The organism is Bacillus sp. FSL K6-3149 (assembly GCF_038630515.1).
In the GTDB taxonomy this organism is placed as follows: domain Bacteria; phylum Bacillota; class Bacilli; order Bacillales; family Bacillaceae; genus Bacillus; species Bacillus pumilus.
This window is the reverse complement of the sequence record NZ_CP152034.1, coordinates 2,997,235-3,015,744: the sequence shown is the minus strand read 5'-3', so window position 1 is coordinate 3,015,744 and position 18,510 is coordinate 2,997,235. Positions and strand designations below refer to the sequence as shown.

The 18,510-nt window shown below is 41.1% G+C and carries 19 protein-coding genes; all 19 read left to right on the top strand.

Going from position 1 to position 18,510, the window contains the following annotated elements; all coding sequences use genetic code 11:
* Positions 1-2 precede the first annotated feature (2 nt).
* The 19 genes from MHB83_RS15195 (at position 3) to MHB83_RS15105 (ending at position 18,395) form a co-directional block, all read left to right on the top strand.
* A complete protein-coding gene (locus tag MHB83_RS15195; RefSeq protein WP_003215527.1) occupies positions 3-707 on the top strand; it encodes a demethylmenaquinone methyltransferase in 705 nt (234 codons plus the stop codon).
* 24 nt (positions 708-731) lie between these two features.
* Entirely contained in the window at positions 732-1,694 is a 963-nt protein-coding gene (gene hepT / locus MHB83_RS15190; RefSeq protein WP_003215649.1) for a heptaprenyl diphosphate synthase component II, read from the top strand.
* Positions 1,695-1,824: 130 nt separating this feature from the next.
* On the top strand, positions 1,825-2,271 hold the full coding sequence (gene ndk, locus MHB83_RS15185; protein WP_342496447.1) for a nucleoside-diphosphate kinase: 447 nt from the start codon (positions 1,825-1,827) through the stop codon (positions 2,269-2,271).
* Between the two features lie 144 nt (positions 2,272-2,415).
* Complete coding sequence (locus MHB83_RS15180) at positions 2,416-3,195, top strand: protein-glutamate O-methyltransferase CheR (RefSeq protein WP_050943841.1); 780 nt, start codon at positions 2,416-2,418, stop codon at positions 3,193-3,195.
* Positions 3,196-3,268: 73 nt separating this feature from the next.
* Positions 3,269-4,441 carry a chorismate synthase gene (gene aroC / locus MHB83_RS15175; RefSeq protein ID WP_050943842.1) on the top strand — a complete coding sequence of 391 codons (1,173 nt, stop codon included), beginning with the start codon at positions 3,269-3,271 and terminating at the stop codon, positions 4,439-4,441.
* A complete protein-coding gene (gene aroB / locus MHB83_RS15170; RefSeq protein ID WP_340989691.1) occupies positions 4,441-5,532 on the top strand; it encodes a 3-dehydroquinate synthase in 1,092 nt (363 codons plus the stop codon). The genes aroC and aroB overlap by 1 nt, the downstream gene beginning before the upstream one ends.
* Positions 5,529-5,912 (top strand): chorismate mutase, encoded by a 384-nt coding sequence (aroH, locus tag MHB83_RS15165; protein WP_058014812.1) that lies wholly within the window; start codon positions 5,529-5,531, stop codon positions 5,910-5,912. The genes aroB and aroH overlap by 4 nt, the downstream gene beginning before the upstream one ends.
* 231 nt (positions 5,913-6,143) lie before the next feature.
* Positions 6,144-7,691, top strand: a complete 1,548-nt coding sequence (gene trpE, locus MHB83_RS15160; protein ID WP_342496446.1) for an anthranilate synthase component I — start codon at positions 6,144-6,146, stop codon at positions 7,689-7,691.
* The gene (gene trpD, locus MHB83_RS15155) at positions 7,663-8,685 is read left to right on the top strand and encodes an anthranilate phosphoribosyltransferase (protein WP_003215742.1); all 1,023 of its coding nucleotides are present in this window, start codon (positions 7,663-7,665) and stop codon (positions 8,683-8,685) included. Before trpE ends, trpD begins: the two co-directional genes overlap by 29 nt.
* Positions 8,678-9,430 (top strand): indole-3-glycerol phosphate synthase TrpC, encoded by a 753-nt coding sequence (gene trpC / locus MHB83_RS15150; protein ID WP_050943846.1) that lies wholly within the window; start codon positions 8,678-8,680, stop codon positions 9,428-9,430. Before trpD ends, trpC begins: the two co-directional genes overlap by 8 nt.
* 5 nt (positions 9,431-9,435) lie before the next feature.
* A complete protein-coding gene (locus MHB83_RS15145; protein ID WP_284907138.1) occupies positions 9,436-10,095 on the top strand; it encodes a phosphoribosylanthranilate isomerase in 660 nt (219 codons plus the stop codon).
* The gene (trpB, locus tag MHB83_RS15140; protein ID WP_226803633.1) at positions 10,076-11,275 is read left to right on the top strand and encodes a tryptophan synthase subunit beta; all 1,200 of its coding nucleotides are present in this window, start codon (positions 10,076-10,078) and stop codon (positions 11,273-11,275) included. The genes MHB83_RS15145 and trpB overlap by 20 nt, the downstream gene beginning before the upstream one ends.
* The gene (trpA, locus tag MHB83_RS15135) at positions 11,272-12,075 is read left to right on the top strand and encodes a tryptophan synthase subunit alpha (RefSeq protein ID WP_050943849.1); all 804 of its coding nucleotides are present in this window, start codon (positions 11,272-11,274) and stop codon (positions 12,073-12,075) included. The genes trpB and trpA overlap by 4 nt, the downstream gene beginning before the upstream one ends.
* 10 nt (positions 12,076-12,085) lie before the next feature.
* Positions 12,086-13,183, top strand: a complete 1,098-nt coding sequence (gene hisC, locus MHB83_RS15130) for a histidinol-phosphate transaminase (RefSeq protein ID WP_003215818.1) — start codon at positions 12,086-12,088, stop codon at positions 13,181-13,183.
* A 113-nt stretch (positions 13,184-13,296) separates the two neighbouring features.
* Entirely contained in the window at positions 13,297-14,412 is a 1,116-nt protein-coding gene (locus MHB83_RS15125) for a prephenate dehydrogenase (protein ID WP_137055041.1), read from the top strand.
* Between the two features lie 10 nt (positions 14,413-14,422).
* Positions 14,423-15,709 (top strand): 3-phosphoshikimate 1-carboxyvinyltransferase, encoded by a 1,287-nt coding sequence (gene aroA, locus MHB83_RS15120; RefSeq protein ID WP_050943850.1) that lies wholly within the window; start codon positions 14,423-14,425, stop codon positions 15,707-15,709.
* Between the two features lie 291 nt (positions 15,710-16,000).
* The gene (locus MHB83_RS15115; RefSeq protein WP_342496445.1) at positions 16,001-17,272 is read left to right on the top strand and encodes a tetratricopeptide repeat protein; all 1,272 of its coding nucleotides are present in this window, start codon (positions 16,001-16,003) and stop codon (positions 17,270-17,272) included.
* A 75-nt stretch (positions 17,273-17,347) separates the two neighbouring features.
* Positions 17,348-17,887, top strand: coding sequence for a ReoY family proteolytic degradation factor (locus MHB83_RS15110; protein ID WP_003215573.1), 540 nt, complete (start codon positions 17,348-17,350; stop codon positions 17,885-17,887).
* 61 nt (positions 17,888-17,948) lie between these two features.
* On the top strand, positions 17,949-18,395 hold the full coding sequence (locus MHB83_RS15105; RefSeq protein WP_050943852.1) for a YpiF family protein: 447 nt from the start codon (positions 17,949-17,951) through the stop codon (positions 18,393-18,395).
* The last annotated feature ends 115 nt before the right edge of the window (positions 18,396-18,510 follow it).

Here is an 18,510-nt window from a genome sequence, read left to right as displayed (position 1 = left end):
TCATGCAGCAATCAAAAGAACAGCGAGTACACGGTGTATTTGAAAAAATTTATAAAAACTATGATCAAATGAACTCCGTCATCAGCTTTAAGCAGCATAAAAAGTGGCGCGATAAAACAATGAAACTGATGAATGTTCAAAAAGGAGCCAAAGCATTAGACGTATGCTGCGGAACAGCCGATTGGACCATTGCGCTTGCTGATGCTGTTGGAGACAAAGGCGAAGTCAAAGGCCTTGATTTTAGTAAAAATATGCTGAGTGTTGGAGAAACGAAGGTGAAGACTGGGGGCTATAATCAAATTGAATTGCTTCACGGCAATGCGATGGAGCTTCCTTTTGAGGACAACACATTTGATTATGTCACCATCGGTTTTGGCCTACGGAACGTCCCTGATTACTTAACAGTGCTAAAAGAAATGACAAGAGTCGTGAAGCCTGGTGGAATGGTTGTCTGTCTAGAGACATCGCAACCTGAAATGATTGGGTTTAAACAAGGCTACTATGTCTATTTCAAATACATCATGCCGCTCTTTGGTAAACTGTTTGCCAAAAGCTATCAGGAGTATTCATGGCTTCAAGAATCAGCCAAAGCGTTCCCTGGCATGAAAGAACTGGCGGCTCTTTTCGAAGAGGCGGGTCTGTCTGATGTCTCGTATCATCCATTTACAGGCGGTGTAGCAGCAACACATATCGGAAAGAAGCTTTGAATAAACGATATTTGGGTGAAAATAATGAAACTAAAAGCAATGATCTCTTTTTTAAATCATGATATCGATATTATTGAAAAAGAGCTTGAACAAACAGTTCGCTCTGATTATGCATTATTAAGTGAAGCGGGTCTTCATTTGCTGCAAGCGGGCGGAAAACGAATCCGCCCCGTTTTTGTTCTCCTTTCAGGCATGTTTGGCGACTATGACATTAATAAAATTAAATATGTTGCCGTTGCGCTTGAGCTCATTCATATGGCATCGCTCGTTCACGATGATGTTATTGATGATGCAGAGCTGAGAAGAGGCAAGCCAACGATTAAGGCAAAATGGGACAATCGAATTGCCATGTACACAGGAGATTATATGTTTGCAAGATCTCTTGAGTATATGACAAAGATCAATCACCCAATGGCGCATGAAATTTTGTCAAAGATGGTCGTCGAGCTCTGTCTTGGTGAAATCGAGCAAGTGAAAGACAAATACAATATGGATCAAAACCTACGTACATATTTAAGAAGAATCAAACGAAAAACAGCCTTGCTCATTGCAGGCAGCTGTCAGTTAGGTGCGATAGCAGCAGGTACAGATGAGAAAACACATAAAGCCCTTTACTGGTTTGGCTACTATGTCGGGATGTCCTATCAGATCATTGATGATGTGCTTGATTTCACATCAACTGAAGAAGAGCTTGGTAAGCCTGTTGGAGGAGACCTTTTACAAGGAAATGTCACACTCCCGGTCTTATATGCACTGAAGAATCCTACACTCGAAGGACAATTAAAGCTGATTAATAGTGAAACAACGGAAACCCAGCTAAAACCTGTGATTGAACACCTCAAACAAACAGATGCGATCGACCGCTCGATTCGAGTGAGTGAAATGTATTTGAAAAAGGCATTCGAACAGCTAGACAAACTTCCTCGAGGACGAGCGAAAACGTCACTCGCTTCCATTGCCAAATATATTGGAAAACGAAAATTCTAATCAACATATTGTTGATTGGTTTTTTTGTGAAATTTTTTGTCAAAAATTGATTATTATATAAAAAAATGATACGATCACTTTGTAACAATGTAAGCCTATACATACATAAACGACGGGGTGGAGAACGTATATGGACAAAACATTTCTTATGGTCAAACCTGATGGTGTGGAAAGACAATTAATCGGTGAAATTGTGTCAAGATTCGAAAAAAAAGGGCTTCAGCTTGTTGGTGCAAAACTAATGAGCATTCCAAAAGAAGTAGCAGAAACACATTACGGAGAGCATAAAGAAAAACCATTCTTCGGGGAATTGGTTGACTTTATTACGTCAGGACCAGTATTTGCAATGGTATGGCAAGGTGAGCAGGTAGTAGATGTCACAAGACAGATTATCGGCAAAACAAACCCGAAGGAAGCGCTTCCGGGCACAATAAGAGGAGACTATGGATTGACGGTTGGAAAAAACATTATCCATGGCTCAGACTCACCAGAAAGTGCTGAAAGAGAAATCAGCTTATTCTTCAAACAAGAAGAACTCATAAACTGGGATCAAACCATCTCAAGCTGGATTTATTAAAATTCAAGCCAAGGTGTTCATCAAATGAGCACCTTGGCTTTTTTATATGAATATTTCTACACGAAATTTCGCATGAGAAGATACAAATTTTCGATAAAAACAGCTATACTAGGACAAAGATAGATGAGACAGGAGAGGACTTTGATGGATCAATATCAAGTGTTTGTCGGAAAATGGAAAAAACTAACCGGGGTGGATCTGAATTTATATAAAGAAGCACAAATGAAACGAAGATTAACGTCACTATATGATAAAAAAGGATATAGAGATTTTGAAGCATTCGCGTCTGCCCTTGAAAAGGATAGAGCACTATTAGACGAGACGATGGATCGAATGACGATCAATGTGTCAGAATTTTACCGAAACTATCAACGCTGGGAAGTGCTTGATCAAAAAATTCTTCCGCTGCTTTTGAAAAACAGCGGGACCCTAAAAATATGGAGTGCAGCATGTTCGACAGGAGAGGAGCCGTATACACTCTCAATGCTGCTATCAAGCCATCCGCTTGTGAAGGACTTCCAAATTATTGCAACTGATATTGATGATAAAGTGCTGCAATCAGCTCAAAAAGGAAAATATCATGAACGATCACTGCAAGAGGTACCAGATCAAATCAAGCAAAAATATTTCACAAAAGAAGATTCTTCATTTTACACTGTGAAGGATGAGGTGCGAAAGCACATTCAATTTAAAAAACACAACCTTTTAGCAGACCCTTATGAAAAACAGCTTGATCTTATCGTGTGCCGAAATGTCCTTATCTACTTTACAGAAGAGGCAAAAGAAGAGATTTACAGGAAAATGAGCAGCAGTTTAAAACCAAATGGCGTATTATTTGTTGGTTCAACTGAACAAATTTTTCATCCAGAAAAGTTTGGACTCACATCAGCTGATACTTTCTTTTATCAAAAGAAGGGGTTGTAGCTGACTTTTTAGTAGTAAGTGTGTTATCATAGTTTTACTTAAAAGCGTTAATGCGATGAAGGGAGATCAAGTCATGAGATACTTAACAGCAGGTGAATCACATGGTCCACAATTGACCACAATTATTGAAGGCGTTCCAGCGGGACTTTACATAGAGCAGGATGACATCAACTATGAATTGGCTAGAAGACAAAAAGGTCACGGCCGCGGCAGAAGAATGCAGATTGAAAAAGACCAAGCGAAAGTGTTAAGTGGTGTTCGTCACGGGAAAACATTAGGTTCTCCTATTGCACTTGTCGTTGAAAACAACGACTGGAAGCATTGGACAAAAGTGATGGGGGCAGAGCCGATCACAGAAGAAGAAGAGAGTGAAATGAAGCGTCAAATTTCACGCCCTAGACCAGGACATGCGGATTTAAATGGTGCGATTAAATATGGACATCGTGATATGCGAAACGTATTAGAGCGTTCATCAGCCCGTGAGACAACCGTGCGCGTAGCAGCAGGCGCAGTCGCTAAACAAATCTTGGCTCATTTAGGAATCAAGGTAGCTGGCCACGTTCTTGAAATTGGCGGAGTGAAAGCAGCTCAAACGGCATATGAATCAATTGAAGATTTGCAAAAGGTAACGGAAGAGTCACCTGTTCGCTGCTACGACAGTGAAGCAGGTCAAAAAATGATGGATGCCATTGATGAAGCGAAGAAAAACGGTGATTCAATTGGCGGAATTGTGGAAGTCATCGTTGAAGGAATGCCGGTTGGAGTCGGAAGCTATGTTCACTATGACCGCAAATTAGACAGCAAGCTTGCAGGTGCTGTTCTGAGTATCAATGCTTTTAAAGGGGTCGAATTTGGTATCGGCTTCGAGGCGGCTTCTAAAAATGGTAGTGAGGTCCATGATGAAATCATCTGGGATGAAGAAAAGGGCTATACGAGAAAAACAAATCGCTTAGGTGGTCTTGAAGGCGGAATGTCAACTGGTATGCCAATTGTCGTAAGAGGGGTCATGAAACCAATCCCAACGCTTTACAAACCGCTTCAAAGCGTTGACATTGAAACAAAAGAACCTTTCTCTGCAAGCATTGAGCGTTCTGACAGCTGTGCTGTTCCTGCCGCAAGTGTTGTCGCAGAAGCAGTCGTGGCTTGGGAAATCGCCAATGCTGTAGTGGAGCAGTTTGGCCTTGATCAAATTGACCGCATTAAAGAAAATGTTGACAAAATGCGCCAGCTTCAGAGGGAATTTTAATGAAAACACTGGAAGTTAAGACGTCTTCAGCCACTTATCCTGTATACATCGGTGATGGGATTAAACGCAATATCGTCGACTTGATGACTTCCACGGGGCATTCCTATACGAAGCTCTTAATCGTGACAGATACAGCGGTTGATGCCATTTACGGTGATGAAATGGTTCGATTACTTAAGCAGAAGTGGTCTGTGCATAAAGTGGTTGTGCCAAGCGGAGAGCAGTCGAAATCTTTTGCTGAGTTTGAGCATATTCATACGAAGGCCATTCAATTTCAGCTGGATCGCTCCTCGTGCATCATTGCGCTTGGAGGCGGCGTAATTGGCGATTTGGCTGGCTTTGTTGCTGCTAGTTATATGAGAGGCATTGATTTTATTCAAGTTCCGACGACACTACTGGCACATGACAGTGCAGTTGGCGGGAAAACGGGGATTAACCACCCGCTCGGTAAAAATTTAATCGGTGCGTTTCATCAGCCGAAAGCCGTGATCTATGATACGAGCATGCTTGAGACACTATCTCAAACTGAAATGAGGTCAGGCTTTGCTGAGGTCATCAAACATGCCCTCATTTCAAGTGAAGACTTTTTATCAGAACTGATGTCTATTCGTTCTTTGGCGGAATGTTCAAAGAGCGAGCTGGCACATATACTGTATCAAGGGATCAAGGTCAAAGCGTCGATTGTTCAAAAAGACGAAAGAGAACAAGGCGTGCGTGCATTTTTGAATTTAGGTCATACACTTGGGCATGCCATTGAAGCAGAGTATGGATACGGCGTTATTACGCACGGAGATGCTATTGCAATCGGCATGCAGTTTGCGCTATATGTGAGCGAAAAGAAGCTGGGACTCAGCCTCAATCGGACGGAACTAAAAGAGTGGATGAAAGAACTCGGATTTCCGGTACAAGTCACTCAAGATATTTCCACGAAAACATTTGTTGACCGGATGATTGGTGATAAAAAGGCAAGAGGTGGAACCGTTCAATTTGTTTTATTAAAACAGGTTGGAGATGCTGTCTTGCAGTCTTTCACAAAAAATGATCTGCATCAATGGCTCGAAGAATGGAAACGGGAGGAGGGATGTCTATGATGTTTCGCGGGATACGTGGGGCTACAACAGTGAAAGAAGATACAGAAACAGAAGTTTTAAACAAAACGAAACAGCTGCTAGAAGCGATTATTTCAAGAAATCAAGTAGATCCAGAACGTGTCGTGCAGATCTTAATTTCAGCTACACAAGATATTCACTCCGTTTTTCCGGCAAAAGCCCTTCGTCAGTTTGAAGGGTGGACGTATGTGCCTGTTACTTGTATGCAGGAGCTGGACATTCAAGGCGGTTTAAAACATTGTATTCGTGTGTTAATGACGGTCCAAACAGACACAAAGCAGGAAGATGTGCAGCATGTGTACTTGGAAGAAGCTGTGACGCTTCGCCCTGATTTACAGTTGACAAAAAACAAGGAATTATAATACGATATGAACAGCCGAAGTTTACACACAGGTGTAAACGGCATTGCAAGTTTAGAGAAGATGAGAATGAGACTAGGGTAGTTGAGATGAGTAGAGTTGAGCAGAGATACGATACGTCTATTTCATCATACTGCCTAAAAGAGCACCCCTCTTTTAGGCTTATTTCGTATACTCATACAAACCCTCTATATGTCCCCTCATTCTCCTTAATCCCATTTAAGGAGTGTGCTTATGAATTCCCAATCAAATTTGACCCGATTTTTAAGGGACAGCGAGTCCCACAAAACGATCCCGATTGTTGAAACCATTACAGTTGATACGCTCTCACCGATTCAAATTGTCGAAAAACTCAAGGCAGATATTGTGTATCTACTAGAAAGCAAAGATGAGTCTTCTAGCTGGTCGAGATATTCCTTCATCGGATTACATCCTTTTTTAACCTTACATGATGATCAAAACAAATATATTGCACGTGACGCGGCAGGGCAAGAGGTCATGAAAAAGCAAGAACTGAAAGACTTATTAGACTGGATGAAAGAGCAATATCAAATCAAGACACCAGACGTTGACATCCCGTTTACAGGCGGGGCAGTTGGGTACTTAAGTTACGATCTTATTCCAAGCATTGAACCATCTGTCAGGCCGCATCTAAGCGCACCAACGACAGACAATTGTACACTATTTGTCTGCCAAACGATGATTGCCTTTGATCATGAAACGAATCATGTTCATTTTATCCAATACACCCAGCTAACCGGAAATGAAACAGAAGACGAAAAAATACGAGCTTACAAAGAAAATCAAAAGCGGCTTGAACAGATGATTCACAAGCTCCACACAAAGATTGATATGAAAGAACTGATTTTATCAGGGAATATGAACGAATCACCGTCCTTTGAACATGTGACATCAACCTATGAAAAAACACAATTTCTAAAGGACGTAGAAAAAATCAAAGAATACATTCGAGCGGGTGATATTTTTCAAGGCGTACTCTCACAGCGCTTTGATATCCCAGTGTCAGTGAGTTCATTTGAATTATACCGTGTGCTTCGCATTGTGAATCCATCTCCATACATGTATTTTATGAAATTAAAAGACCGTGATTTAGTCGGAAGCTCACCAGAACGATTAATTCATGCCAAAAATAGGCACCTAGAAATTCATCCTATTGCAGGCACTAGAAAAAGAGGAGCAACAAAAGAAGAGGACGCCGCACTGGCAAGAGAGCTGCTAGAAGATGAGAAAGAAAAAGCAGAACATTACATGTTAGTAGATCTAGCCAGAAATGATGTCGGTCGCGTAGCAGAATACGGCAGCGTGTCCGTACCGACCTTTACAAAAGTTGTGAACTTTTCACATGTCATGCACATCATCTCCATTGTGACAGGGAAGCTAAAGCAGGATACACACCCAGTTGATGCACTCATGTCCGCATTTCCAGCAGGCACATTAACAGGGGCACCGAAAATAAGAGCGATGCAATTATTAAATGAAATGGAGCCTGAGCCAAGGGAAACGTATGGCGGCTGTATTGCCTATATTGGGTTCGACGGTAATATCGATTCTTGTATTACCATTCGTACCATGAGCGTCAAAAATCAGATCGCTTCCATACAAGCAGGTGCTGGCATTGTCGCAGATTCTGTGCCAGAAAATGAATGGGAAGAGACATGTAACAAGGCAGGAGCGCTTCTGAGGGCCATTCAGCTTGCTGAACATATTTTTTCAGAAAAGGAGAGTGTGCAGGATGAATCAGCGACTATCAGCTCTTGTTAACGGAGGCTTCCTATCAGAAAATGAAGCACATAGACTAATGCATGATATGATGAGCGGCTCTTTAACAGATGCTGAAGTCGCTGCAAGTCTATCGATTTTAGCGCATAGAGGAGAAACCGCTGAAGAAATGACAGGCTTCGTGAGGGCCATGCGGCAAAAAGCAGAACCAGCGGAAAGATCGCTTGATGTCGTTGACACATGCGGCACAGGAGGCGATGGACTCTCCACATTTAATATATCAACTGCAGCTGCTATTGTAGCTTCCGCCGCTGGTGCTAAAATCGCAAAACACGGAAATCGTTCAGTCTCTTCAAAAAGCGGAAGTGCCGATGTGCTAGAGTGTCTTGGGATTCACATTCAATCTACTCCAGAAGAAACAAGAAGACAAATACAAGAGAAAAACATGGGCTTTTTATTTGCGCCACTGTACCATTCATCTATGAAACAAGTAGCAGCAGTCCGCAAGCAGCTTGGCTTCCGGACGGTATTTAATCTATTAGGACCGCTTTGCCACCCGATGCAAGCCAAAAAGCAAATCATCGGTGTGTATGCAAAGGAAAAGGCAAAATTAATGGCGGAAGCCCTTGCCCCATTAGAGCCAGAGCATGTCCTGTTTGTATGCGGGGAAGACGGGCTGGATGAACTAACGATTACAGCCAATTCATATGTGATTGAACTCAAAAAAGGTGCCATGACAGAATATACGCTAAACCCAGAAGACTTTGGACTGGAGAAAGGATACTTATCAGATATTCAGGTCCAATCACCGGAAGAGAGTGCGAAATTGATTCAGAATATATTGAATCATCAAACAGGAGGGGCGCCGCTTCATATTACAGCTCTGAATGCCGGGGCGGCTTTATATGTCGCGGGCAAGTCAGAAAGCCTCATGGCAGGAACATTAAAAGCATTAGAAACGATTAAAAACGGAGCAGCCAAAGAACAATTGGCTCGTTTAAAACAAAAAACGAAAGAGGAAGAGATCTATGCTTAATCAAATCATTGCACGCAAAAAAGAACATATCCAAACGTTGCAGTTACCTGTGGATGGACACTTTGAAAGACGATCATTTAAAGAAGCACTCATGAATCCTCACCGCTCGATTGGGCTGATTGCTGAGGTGAAAAAGGCATCTCCTTCCAAAGGAATCATTCAGCCAAATTTTGATCCTCTGCAAACAGCAAAAGCCTACGAAAAATCGAATGCTGATTGCTTATCAGTCTTAACAGATGAACCATTTTTTCAAGGGAAGAACGAGTATCTTTCCTTAATTAAAGAACACGTCGCACGTCCAATTTTAAGAAAAGACTTTATCATCGATTCCATACAAATAGAAGAGTCAAGACGTATCGGTGCAGATGCCATTTTATTAATTGGGGAAGTACTTGAACCGCAACAGCTGCATGAATTCTATGCTGAAGCGAAGGAAAAAGGACTAGATATTCTTGTCGAAGTTCATGCAGCAGATACACTGGAACATATCTTAAACCTATTCACCCCCGAAATCATTGGCGTGAATAACCGAAATTTAAAGACATTTAAAACAACAGTTGAGCAAACTAAAGAGATTGCACCACTTGTTCCAAAGGATGTCTTACTAGTAAGTGAAAGCGGTATTCAGACATTTGATGATCTGACCTTTGTCAAAAAACATGGAGCGAGTGCTGTCCTTGTAGGTGAATCATTAATGAGAGAACCTTCACAAGAAAAAGCCGTTCAGACGTTATTTGGAGAATGAGCACGATGAAGCCTTTTTTAAAATATTGCGGGGCGGTCTCACTAGAAGATGTAGAATGCATTGCGCAATCTCAAGCAGATGCGATCGGATTTATTTTTGCTCCAAGTAAAAGGCAAGTCGATCCAGATCAAGTGAAACAATGGCTCACCGATTCGCAGTGCAGGAAAAAGATTACTGGTGTATTTGTAAATGAAAAAATCCAAAAAGTGTGTGACATCACAAAGCATATTCCTTTAGATATTGTGCAGCTACATGGAGATGAAACAAGAGAGGATGCAAAAGAAATAAAACAACAAACAGGGGCGGTAGTGTGGAAAGTCTTTCATCACGATCCCGATATAAAAGAAACACTTGATCAGATGACGGCATTTGCGCCGTTTGTCGATGGTTTTCTCATTGATGCGAAAGTAAAAGGGATGAGAGGCGGTTCTGGCACAGCTTTTACATGGGAAGCGGTACCTGTATACATTCAGCAGGCAAAACGACTGGAGAAAGCATGCATCATTGCAGGTGGAATTACACCAGAAACACTGCCAGAGCTTCTTGCCTATAGCCCAAAAGCGATTGATCTTTCAAGCGGCATAGAAGAAAACGGGAAGAAAAGCAGCGCTAAGATCAAAGCGCTTGAAGAAAGGATGTTAAACGATGTACGCATATCCAAATGAGCTTGGCAGATATGGAGAATTCGGAGGGAAATTTGTTCCCGAGACGCTCATGCAGCCACTCAAAGAAATAGAACAAGCATTTAACGAATTAAAAGAAGACCCAGCCTTTAAGCAAGAATATCTTTCTCTATTGCAAAACTATTCAGGCAGACCGACTGCGCTGACATATGCTGATCAATTATCTGCATACCTCGGCGGCGCAAAAATCTATTTAAAAAGAGAAGATTTAAACCATACAGGTGCTCATAAGATCAACAATGCACTTGGTCAGGCACTGCTTGCAAAAAAAATGGGGAAATCAAACATCATCGCAGAAACAGGCGCTGGACAGCACGGAGTAGCAGCTGCAACGGTGGCCGCCAAGTTTGGATTATCGTGCACGGTATTTATGGGAAAAGAGGATGTGGAGAGACAATCTCTCAATGTATTCCGAATGAAGCTCCTTGGCGCTGAAGTCATACCTGTCACAAGCGGAAACGGCACATTAAAAGATGCAACGAACGAAGCGATTCGTTACTGGGTCCAGCACTGTAGTGATCATTTCTATATGATCGGTTCAGTTGTAGGACCTCATCCCTATCCCAAAATCGTCAGTGAGTTCCAGCGGATGATTGGTGATGAAGCAAAAGAGCAGATGCTGAAAAAAGAAGGCAGGCTCCCTCATAAAGTCATTGCTTGTGTCGGCGGCGGAAGTAATGCTATTGGAATGTACCGAGCGTTTTTGGATGATGAGATTGATTTGATTGGTGTAGAAGCGGCTGGAAAAGGAATCGATACGCCGCTTCATGCAGCAACCATTACGAAGGGGACAAAAGGGGTCATTCATGGATCTTTGACCTATTTAATCCAAGACGAATTTGGCCAGATTATTGAGCCCTATTCCATTTCAGCTGGTCTAGATTATCCCGGGATCGGACCAGAGCACGCATATTTACATGCGAGCGGACGCGTTCAATATGTGAGTGCTACAGATCAAGAAGCACTGGATGCACTAAAGCTGCTGACAGAAAAGGAAGGAATCCTGCCAGCGATTGAATCAGCACACGCTTTAGCCAAGGCGTTTGAGATGAGCAGGACAATGAGTGAAGATGAAATCATCCTTGTCTGCCTATCAGGAAGAGGAGATAAGGATGTGCATACATTAATGAATGTGCTTGAAAGTGAGGGCAAAACCAAATGATCACATTTCGATTAGAGCAAGACGAGAAATTATTCATCCCATTTATTACAGCAGGGGATCCGTCAGAAGAAATCACGATCGATTTAGCTGTGTCCCTTCAAGCAGCCGGTGCACATGCGATTGAGCTAGGTGTTCCTTATTCCGATCCGCTAGCAGACGGTCCTGTCATTCAAAGAGCCTCCAAAAGAGCTCTAAATCATGGCATGAATATCGTAAAAGCGATAGAATTAGCAGGGAAGATGAAAAAAAACGGTGTAAAAATTCCTGTAATTCTATTTACGTATTATAATCCTGTGTTACAATTAGACACAGAATACTTTTTCGCTTTACTGCGCAAAAATCATATTTCGGGACTCTTAACACCCGACTTGCCTTTTGAAGAAAGCAGTGAGCTGCAAAAGAACTGTCAAACATATGACATTTCATATATTTCGCTCGTTGCACCAACCAGTAAGGAACGATTAGTAAATATAGTAGAGCAGGCAGAAGGTTTTGTGTATTGTGTTTCATCTCTTGGTGTAACAGGTGTCAGACAAACCTTTGACGAATCGATTACTGATTTTATTCAACAAGTGAAACAGCTGAGTCACATACCGGTTGCGGTCGGTTTTGGTATCTCAACAAGAGAGCAGGTAGACGCAATGAATAAACTGAGTGACGGCGTCGTTGTAGGCAGTGCACTTGTAAAAAAAATTGAAGAACTTCAGGATCAATTGTTAGCAAGTGATACTCGTCAAGACGCTTTAAGAGAGTTTGAAACCTATGCAAAAACATTTAGTCCCCTCTATTCATTCAAATGAGGTGAAACTTTTGCAAATCAAAGATCAATTAAAACAACTAAAACCGTATCAACCTGGGAAACCAATTGAAGAGGTCAAAAAAGAATATCAATTAGACAAAATTGTGAAATTGGCTTCAAATGAAAACCCTTTTGGATGTTCCGCTCATGCAAGAGAGGCGATACAAGCTGAGCTTGAACATTTAGCGATCTATCCAGATGGATACAGCGCAAGTTTAAGAACAGAGCTCGCTGAGTTTCTTCAAGTAAATGAAAAACAATTAATATTCGGGAATGGCTCAGATGAACTTGTGCAAATTATTGCTAGGGCATTCCTTGACCAACATACAAATACCGTCATCCCAGCTCCGTCTTTTCCGCAATATCGTCACAATGCGATCATTGAGCGGGCAGAGATTCGAGAGGTGCCGCTTTTAGACGGAGGAGCTCACGATCTGAAGGGCATGCTGGATGCGATTGATGAGAACACGAAGGTCGTCTGGGTATGCAACCCGAATAACCCGACGGGAAATCATTTGTCAGAATCTGAGCTTGTGGCGTTTTTAGATCAAGTACCAGCTCATGTGCTTGTAGTACTAGATGAAGCATATGTCGAATACGTTCGTGCGGAAGACTTTCCGAACAGCTTATCTTTATTACACAACTATCAAAATGTTATCGTACTCCGTACGTTTTCTAAAGCGTATGGACTGGCCGCGCTTCGAGTAGGCTATGGCATTGCATCAGAAGAGTTGATTACTGCGATTGAACCAGCGAGAGAGCCGTTTAATACGAGTCGTATCGCTCAGGCAGCAGCTCGTGCAGCGATAAAAGATCAGGACTTCATTCAATCATGCAGACAAAAAAATGAAGCAGGTCTCAAGCAATATCAAGAATTTGCTGACCGTTTTGGACTATTTATTTATCCGTCTCAAACAAACTTCGTGCTGATTGATTTTAAAAGAGATGCAGATGAATTATTCAATGCATTATTGAAAAAAGGCTACATTGTTCGTTCTGGTAAAGCACTTGGTTTTCCAACGTCTTTACGTATTACGGTCGGAACAATGGAGCAAAATGCAGAAATTCTAAGTACACTTGCTGATTTAATGCAAGGCATTCGAGCGTAGCATAACCATAAAGTCATATCCTTTTACAGGATATGGCTTTCATTGTACCAACCTCATACATATAAGCTGTTGAAATGGCTTTTTTAATTTTCGCGAAAAAACAGGTGATGAACATGAATGATGCAAATGAAACAATATTAATCGCTGGACTTGGTTTAATTGGAGGTTCCATCGCACTGTCGATTAAAAAAGAGTATCCTCATAAAAAAATTGTTGGATACGATGTGTCCAAAGAACAAATGGTTGCAGCAACAAAGCTGGGTATCATTGATTTAGCAGCTGATTCATTTGCGGCAGGTTTGGCTGAATCTGCGACTATTATTTTGGCAACACCAGTTCAGCAAACAGTTAATATGCTTCGTGATATTGCAAACTCTGGAATTGAGAGAGAGCTCACAATTACCGATGTTGGCAGCACAAAGCAAAAGGTTGTCCATTTTGCTGAAAAAACGCTTCCTAAGCACTATCAATTTATTGGTGGACATCCAATGGCAGGCTCTCACAAGTCAGGTGTTATAGCAGCGAAAGACTTTTTATTTGAAAATGCGTTCTACATTTTAACGCCGGCAAAGGAAACAAACCGCGAGGCTGTTGATCGTTTGAAGGACTTGTTAAAAGGTACAAATGCTCATTTTATTGAGATGACCCCAGAAGAACATGATGGTGTAACAAGTGTGATTAGTCATTTCCCTCATATTGTTGCAGCCAGCCTTGTGCATCAAGCACATCATTTTGAAGAACAATTCCCACTTGTCAAACGGTTTGCTGCTGGAGGCTTTCGTGACATTACACGTATTGCGTCAAGCAACCCTGCAATGTGGCGAGATATCCTTCTGCACAACAAAAACAAGATTTTAGACCGGTTCCATGAATGGAAAAAAGAGATCGATCGCATTGAGACCTTTGTACAGCAAGAAGACGCTGAAGGCTTGTTCTCTTATTTTCAAGAGGCAAAGGAATATCGTGATGGACTTCCTCTGAGGAAAAAAGGTGCCATTCCTGCTTTTTATGACCTTTATGTGGATGTTCCAGATCACCCTGGGGTCATTTCGGAGATTACAGGACATTTAGCAAATGAGAGCATCAGTATTACGAATATCCGTATTATTGAAACGCGGGAAGACATTAATGGGATTTTACGCATTAGTTTTCAAACAGAAGACGACCGTAAACGTGCAGAGATCTGTATAAAAAATAGAGCGAATTACGATACATTTTATGCTGACTGAGGTGACAAATATGAAAATTCATAAACATGCTCCTATGAATGGAGTCATTCATATTCCAGGTGATAAATCCATTTCTCATAGATCAGTGATGTTTGGTGCAATTGCTGATGGGACGACAGTGGTGAAAAACTTTCTCCCTGGAGCCGATTGTTTAAGTACGATTGATTGTTTTAGAAAAATGGGCGTTGAAATTGAACAAAAAGGGACAGATGTTGTGATCCGTGGGAAGGGACTGAAAGAGCTCAAGGAGCCGTCTGACGTCCTCGATGTCGGGAATTCTGGTACAACCATTCGATTAATGATGGGAATATTAGCTGGTTGTGAGTTTCACAGTACACTGATCGGTGATGAGAGTATTGCTAAAAGACCAATGCAGCGAGTAACAGGTCCACTTAAACAACTAGGAGCGAAAATAGATGGCAGAGCAAACGGCGAGTATACGCCGCTTTCTATTCGTGGCGGCCATTTAAAAGGTGTCTCATATGAGTCTCCGGTGGCAAGCGCCCAAATTAAGTCCGCTGTCCTTTTAGCAGGTCTTCAAGCAGAAGGAACAACAACATTAACTGAACCGCATAAATCAAGAGATCATACAGAAAGAATGCTCTCTATGTTTGGTGTGAAACTAGACGAAGATGAACAAAGTGTTTCTATTGAAGGTGGTCAAACATTAAAAGCAACAGATATATTTGTTCCTGGAGACATCTCCTCAGCTGCATTTTTCCTTGTTGCTGGATCTATTGTTCCTAACAGCCAAATTGTTTTAAAAAATGTCGGGCTAAACAAAACAAGAACGGGTATTATTGATGTTCTGAAACAAATGGGTGCGAATCTCGAGATCAATGAAGTAGATGCAAAAGGCGGAGAGCCATATGGAGATTTAACGATCTCTACCTCTTCATTAAAAGGCATCGAAATTTCTGGTGATATGATTTCAAGACTTATCGACGAGATTCCAATTATAGCGCTTCTAGCGACACAAGCAGAGGGAACAACGATCATTAAAGATGCTGCTGAGTTAAAAGTAAAAGAGACCAATCGAATTGATACAGTCGTGTCAGAACTTAAAAAACTCGGTGCTGATATTGAAGCAACAGATGATGGTATGAAGATTCATGGTAAAACCACGCTTCAAGGCGGCGCAGCCGTGTCAAGCTACGGAGATCACCGAATTGGTATGATGCTAGGGATTGCTGCTTGCATCACAAAGCAAGCGGTTGAGATTGAAGATACAGATGCTGTACGCGTCTCATACCCGAATTTCTTTGAACACATTGAATACTTAACCAAAACAGTCTGAGGATGTCCTCAGGCTTTTTCTTTCCTTATGCATATTTGTAAGGAATATAGCATAGCTTGTCTCAAGATGAAACCTGGAAAAAAATCATTTTATCTGATCAAAAAATGAATTTCAGGTGTTTTCAGTTTACAAAACTTCCGTTTCGTAAAGGATGAAATGAAAACCAGTCTTTAAAACACAAAAATGGGTTCATTTTAAAAGTGCAACATATTTGCTGGATGAGTACCTGTCGATTATGATATGAAGTAACAATAGTTTAGGTTTTTGGAAAACAGAAAGGAACGGTTTGATTTGAATAGTTCATTACAAGAAGCCATAAAATTAGTTGAGGCGGGTGAGACTGAAAAAGGACTTCAAACACTTGCTCAGGCAGAAAAGCATTTGCATGATGAAGAAAAGGCGCAGGCAGCTCAGTTATATTATGATTGGGGAGATATCGATAAAGCGAGAAATCTCATCAGTGATTTACATGATTTATATCCAGAGGAAACGGGGTTAACATGTTTTTATGCAGAACTGCTGATTGACTCTGATGAAGAAGAAAAGGCGATTTCGGTATTAGAGACGATTCCTGAGGATGATGATGCCTATCCAGAGAGCCTACTGTTAATGGCAGATTTGTATCAAATGCAAGGACTATTTGAAGTCAGTGAACAAAAGCTCTTAAAAGCAAAAGAGCTGCTGCCAAATGAAGCCATTATTGATTTTGCGTTAGGTGAATTGTATTTTTCGCAAGGTCTTTCAAAGAAAGCGGCCGACTATTTCTACAAGGTCGCAGATCAACAACATGAGGTTGGCGGCGTCAATGTTTATCAGAGGCTCGCTGAATCACTCAGCACAGCTGGAGAATTCGAAGATGCGCTTGAATGGTACGAAAAGGCAGTGAAAGATCAAACAGATCCGAATACACTTTTTGGCTACGGATTTACAGCGATGAGGGCTGGACGAACGAAAACAGCCATTCAGCAGCTTTCAGAACTAAAAGATATTGATCCATCTTATTCGTCTCTATATATGCCTTTAGCGAAAAGTTATGAGGAAGAAGGACTATATCACGAGGCTTTAGAGGTAGTAAAAGAGGGTATTAAAATTGATGAGTATAACAAAGAATTATATTTATATGGTGCAAAGATTGACTTGAAAAATGGGGATTCAGAAGATGCGAAAAAGCTGCTTCAAGAAGCACTTGCTCTTGATCCGGGATATATTGAAGCGGTCCAAACATTGCTCGCGATCTATTTAGATGAAGAGCTTTTTGATGAAATTCTGGATGTCATAAAAGAGGTTAAAAGCTTTGGGGAAGATGATCCAAAATGGAATTGGTATGCTGCATCTGCATCTGTTGGACGAGAAGAATACAAAGAAGCAGCTGAGTACTTCAAGCTGGCTCTGCCTGATTTTGATGAGGAACGTGACTTTTTATATGAATACGCATCGTTCCTTTTAGAAGAAGGCAGACAAAAAGAAGCATTGCCGCTATTACGTAAAGTTCTTCAGAAAGATGGCACGAATGAAGAAATCGAAGAAACGATTTTAAGAATTGAAGACGAAATTTCCTTATAGTTTGCAGGAATGAAGAACTGGTTTGTTGAATAATTCTTGTATAGCAATTTAATTTACGATAGAGGAGGGAATAACATGCAGACCCCTGTTTCTGTCAATGAAAAGAAGGAATTCATCCGGTGGTTTTTAAACCATTATCAGTTAAAGCGAAGAGAGTGCGTTTGGATATTAAATTATTTAATGAGTCACGACTCTTTGATGGAAAAGGTTCATTTTGTAGAGCAAGCAGAATTTTGCCCAAGGGGAATCATTATGTCAACACACTGTGTGGATGAAGTTCCCTTTAGATTTTATAAAGAGAATATCATGACGACAGATGCTGAAAAGTCATTTCATGATATTCGTTTGAATAAACAGCAAGATTTGTTTATTCAATTGAATTTCCGTTCTGCTTATCGTTCGCCGGAATATGCAGCTGTGCTTGAAACAAATCCTCATATTCCAAAGGATCTTTATGAGAATGAAAAAGATAAGGATCTTGCGGAGAAAGTGCTTGAACACTCGATCGCAACTTTCCAAAAAGAACGGCTTATGAAAGAGATAGATGAAGCACTTGACCGTCATGATCAAGAAACATTTAATAAGTTAGCAAGAGAATTAAGCCTATTGTCATAAACTGAACGAATAAGCCTTGCCCTATCCAGGCAGGGCTTATGTCATGAAAGAGGGGAAATTGATGAAGTTTCAAGCGGAGGATGCAGATCGCTTTTTGCAATCTAGAGATTACATTGATACCGCTATCATTCCATTAGTTGGAATAGATGTGAATCAAATCAAACAAACCGTATCTTTAGGGGAGTTTACCATTCTTGTAACAGAGGAACTTGAAAGACAGCTGAAAGGGCGGGTCTTTCTTTTTCCACCACATACATATGTAGAAGCCAATGACCGAAAACTAGAAGACATCTTCACGATGAAGCAGTCGCTAGAAGATCATTTTCAGCATGTTGTGTTGATCTCATCTGATCACCAATGGAAAGAGCATGCGGTGGTTAGTGAATCACTATTTTTGTTAAAGCCGGTTCCGCTCGAGCATTTAAAGGTAGAATTAAAGCAAAAAATTGTTCAAGACAGTGTAGAACAAATTTTGAACTTTTTGTTACAAAAGTGGAACCCTTCATAAAAACCCTTACATTTGCATTGTACATAGCTTTTTAGGATGTTGACCTTGTGAATAGATTGATATATTATGAGGGTGTCCTAGTTTTATGAAATTTTTTCTAATTCAGTTATAAAGT

Excerpts from the sequence above, each read along its gene's own strand:
- MHB83_RS15195 (WP_003215527.1), top strand. The coding sequence starts at position 3 with ATGCAGCAATCAAAAGAACAGCGAGTACACGGTGTATTTGAAAAAATT.
- hepT (WP_003215649.1), top strand. The coding sequence starts at position 732 with ATGAAACTAAAAGCAATGATCTCTTTTTTAAATCATGATATCGATATT.
- ndk (WP_342496447.1), top strand. The coding sequence starts at position 1,825 with ATGGACAAAACATTTCTTATGGTCAAACCTGATGGTGTGGAAAGACAA.
- MHB83_RS15180 (WP_050943841.1), top strand. The coding sequence starts at position 2,416 with ATGGATCAATATCAAGTGTTTGTCGGAAAATGGAAAAAACTAACCGGG.
- aroC (WP_050943842.1), top strand. The coding sequence starts at position 3,269 with ATGAGATACTTAACAGCAGGTGAATCACATGGTCCACAATTGACCACA.
- aroB (WP_340989691.1), top strand. The coding sequence starts at position 4,441 with ATGAAAACACTGGAAGTTAAGACGTCTTCAGCCACTTATCCTGTATAC.
- aroH (WP_058014812.1), top strand. The coding sequence starts at position 5,529 with ATGATGTTTCGCGGGATACGTGGGGCTACAACAGTGAAAGAAGATACA.
- trpE (WP_342496446.1), top strand. The coding sequence starts at position 6,144 with ATGAATTCCCAATCAAATTTGACCCGATTTTTAAGGGACAGCGAGTCC.
- trpD (WP_003215742.1), top strand. The coding sequence starts at position 7,663 with ATGAATCAGCGACTATCAGCTCTTGTTAACGGAGGCTTCCTATCAGAA.
- trpC (WP_050943846.1), top strand. The coding sequence starts at position 8,678 with ATGCTTAATCAAATCATTGCACGCAAAAAAGAACATATCCAAACGTTG.
- MHB83_RS15145 (WP_284907138.1), top strand. The coding sequence starts at position 9,436 with ATGAAGCCTTTTTTAAAATATTGCGGGGCGGTCTCACTAGAAGATGTA.
- trpB (WP_226803633.1), top strand. The coding sequence starts at position 10,076 with ATGTACGCATATCCAAATGAGCTTGGCAGATATGGAGAATTCGGAGGG.
- trpA (WP_050943849.1), top strand. The coding sequence starts at position 11,272 with ATGATCACATTTCGATTAGAGCAAGACGAGAAATTATTCATCCCATTT.
- MHB83_RS15125 (WP_137055041.1), top strand. The coding sequence starts at position 13,297 with ATGAATGATGCAAATGAAACAATATTAATCGCTGGACTTGGTTTAATT.
- aroA (WP_050943850.1), top strand. The coding sequence starts at position 14,423 with ATGAAAATTCATAAACATGCTCCTATGAATGGAGTCATTCATATTCCA.
- MHB83_RS15110 (WP_003215573.1), top strand. The coding sequence starts at position 17,348 with ATGCAGACCCCTGTTTCTGTCAATGAAAAGAAGGAATTCATCCGGTGG.
- MHB83_RS15105 (WP_050943852.1), top strand. The coding sequence starts at position 17,949 with ATGAAGTTTCAAGCGGAGGATGCAGATCGCTTTTTGCAATCTAGAGAT.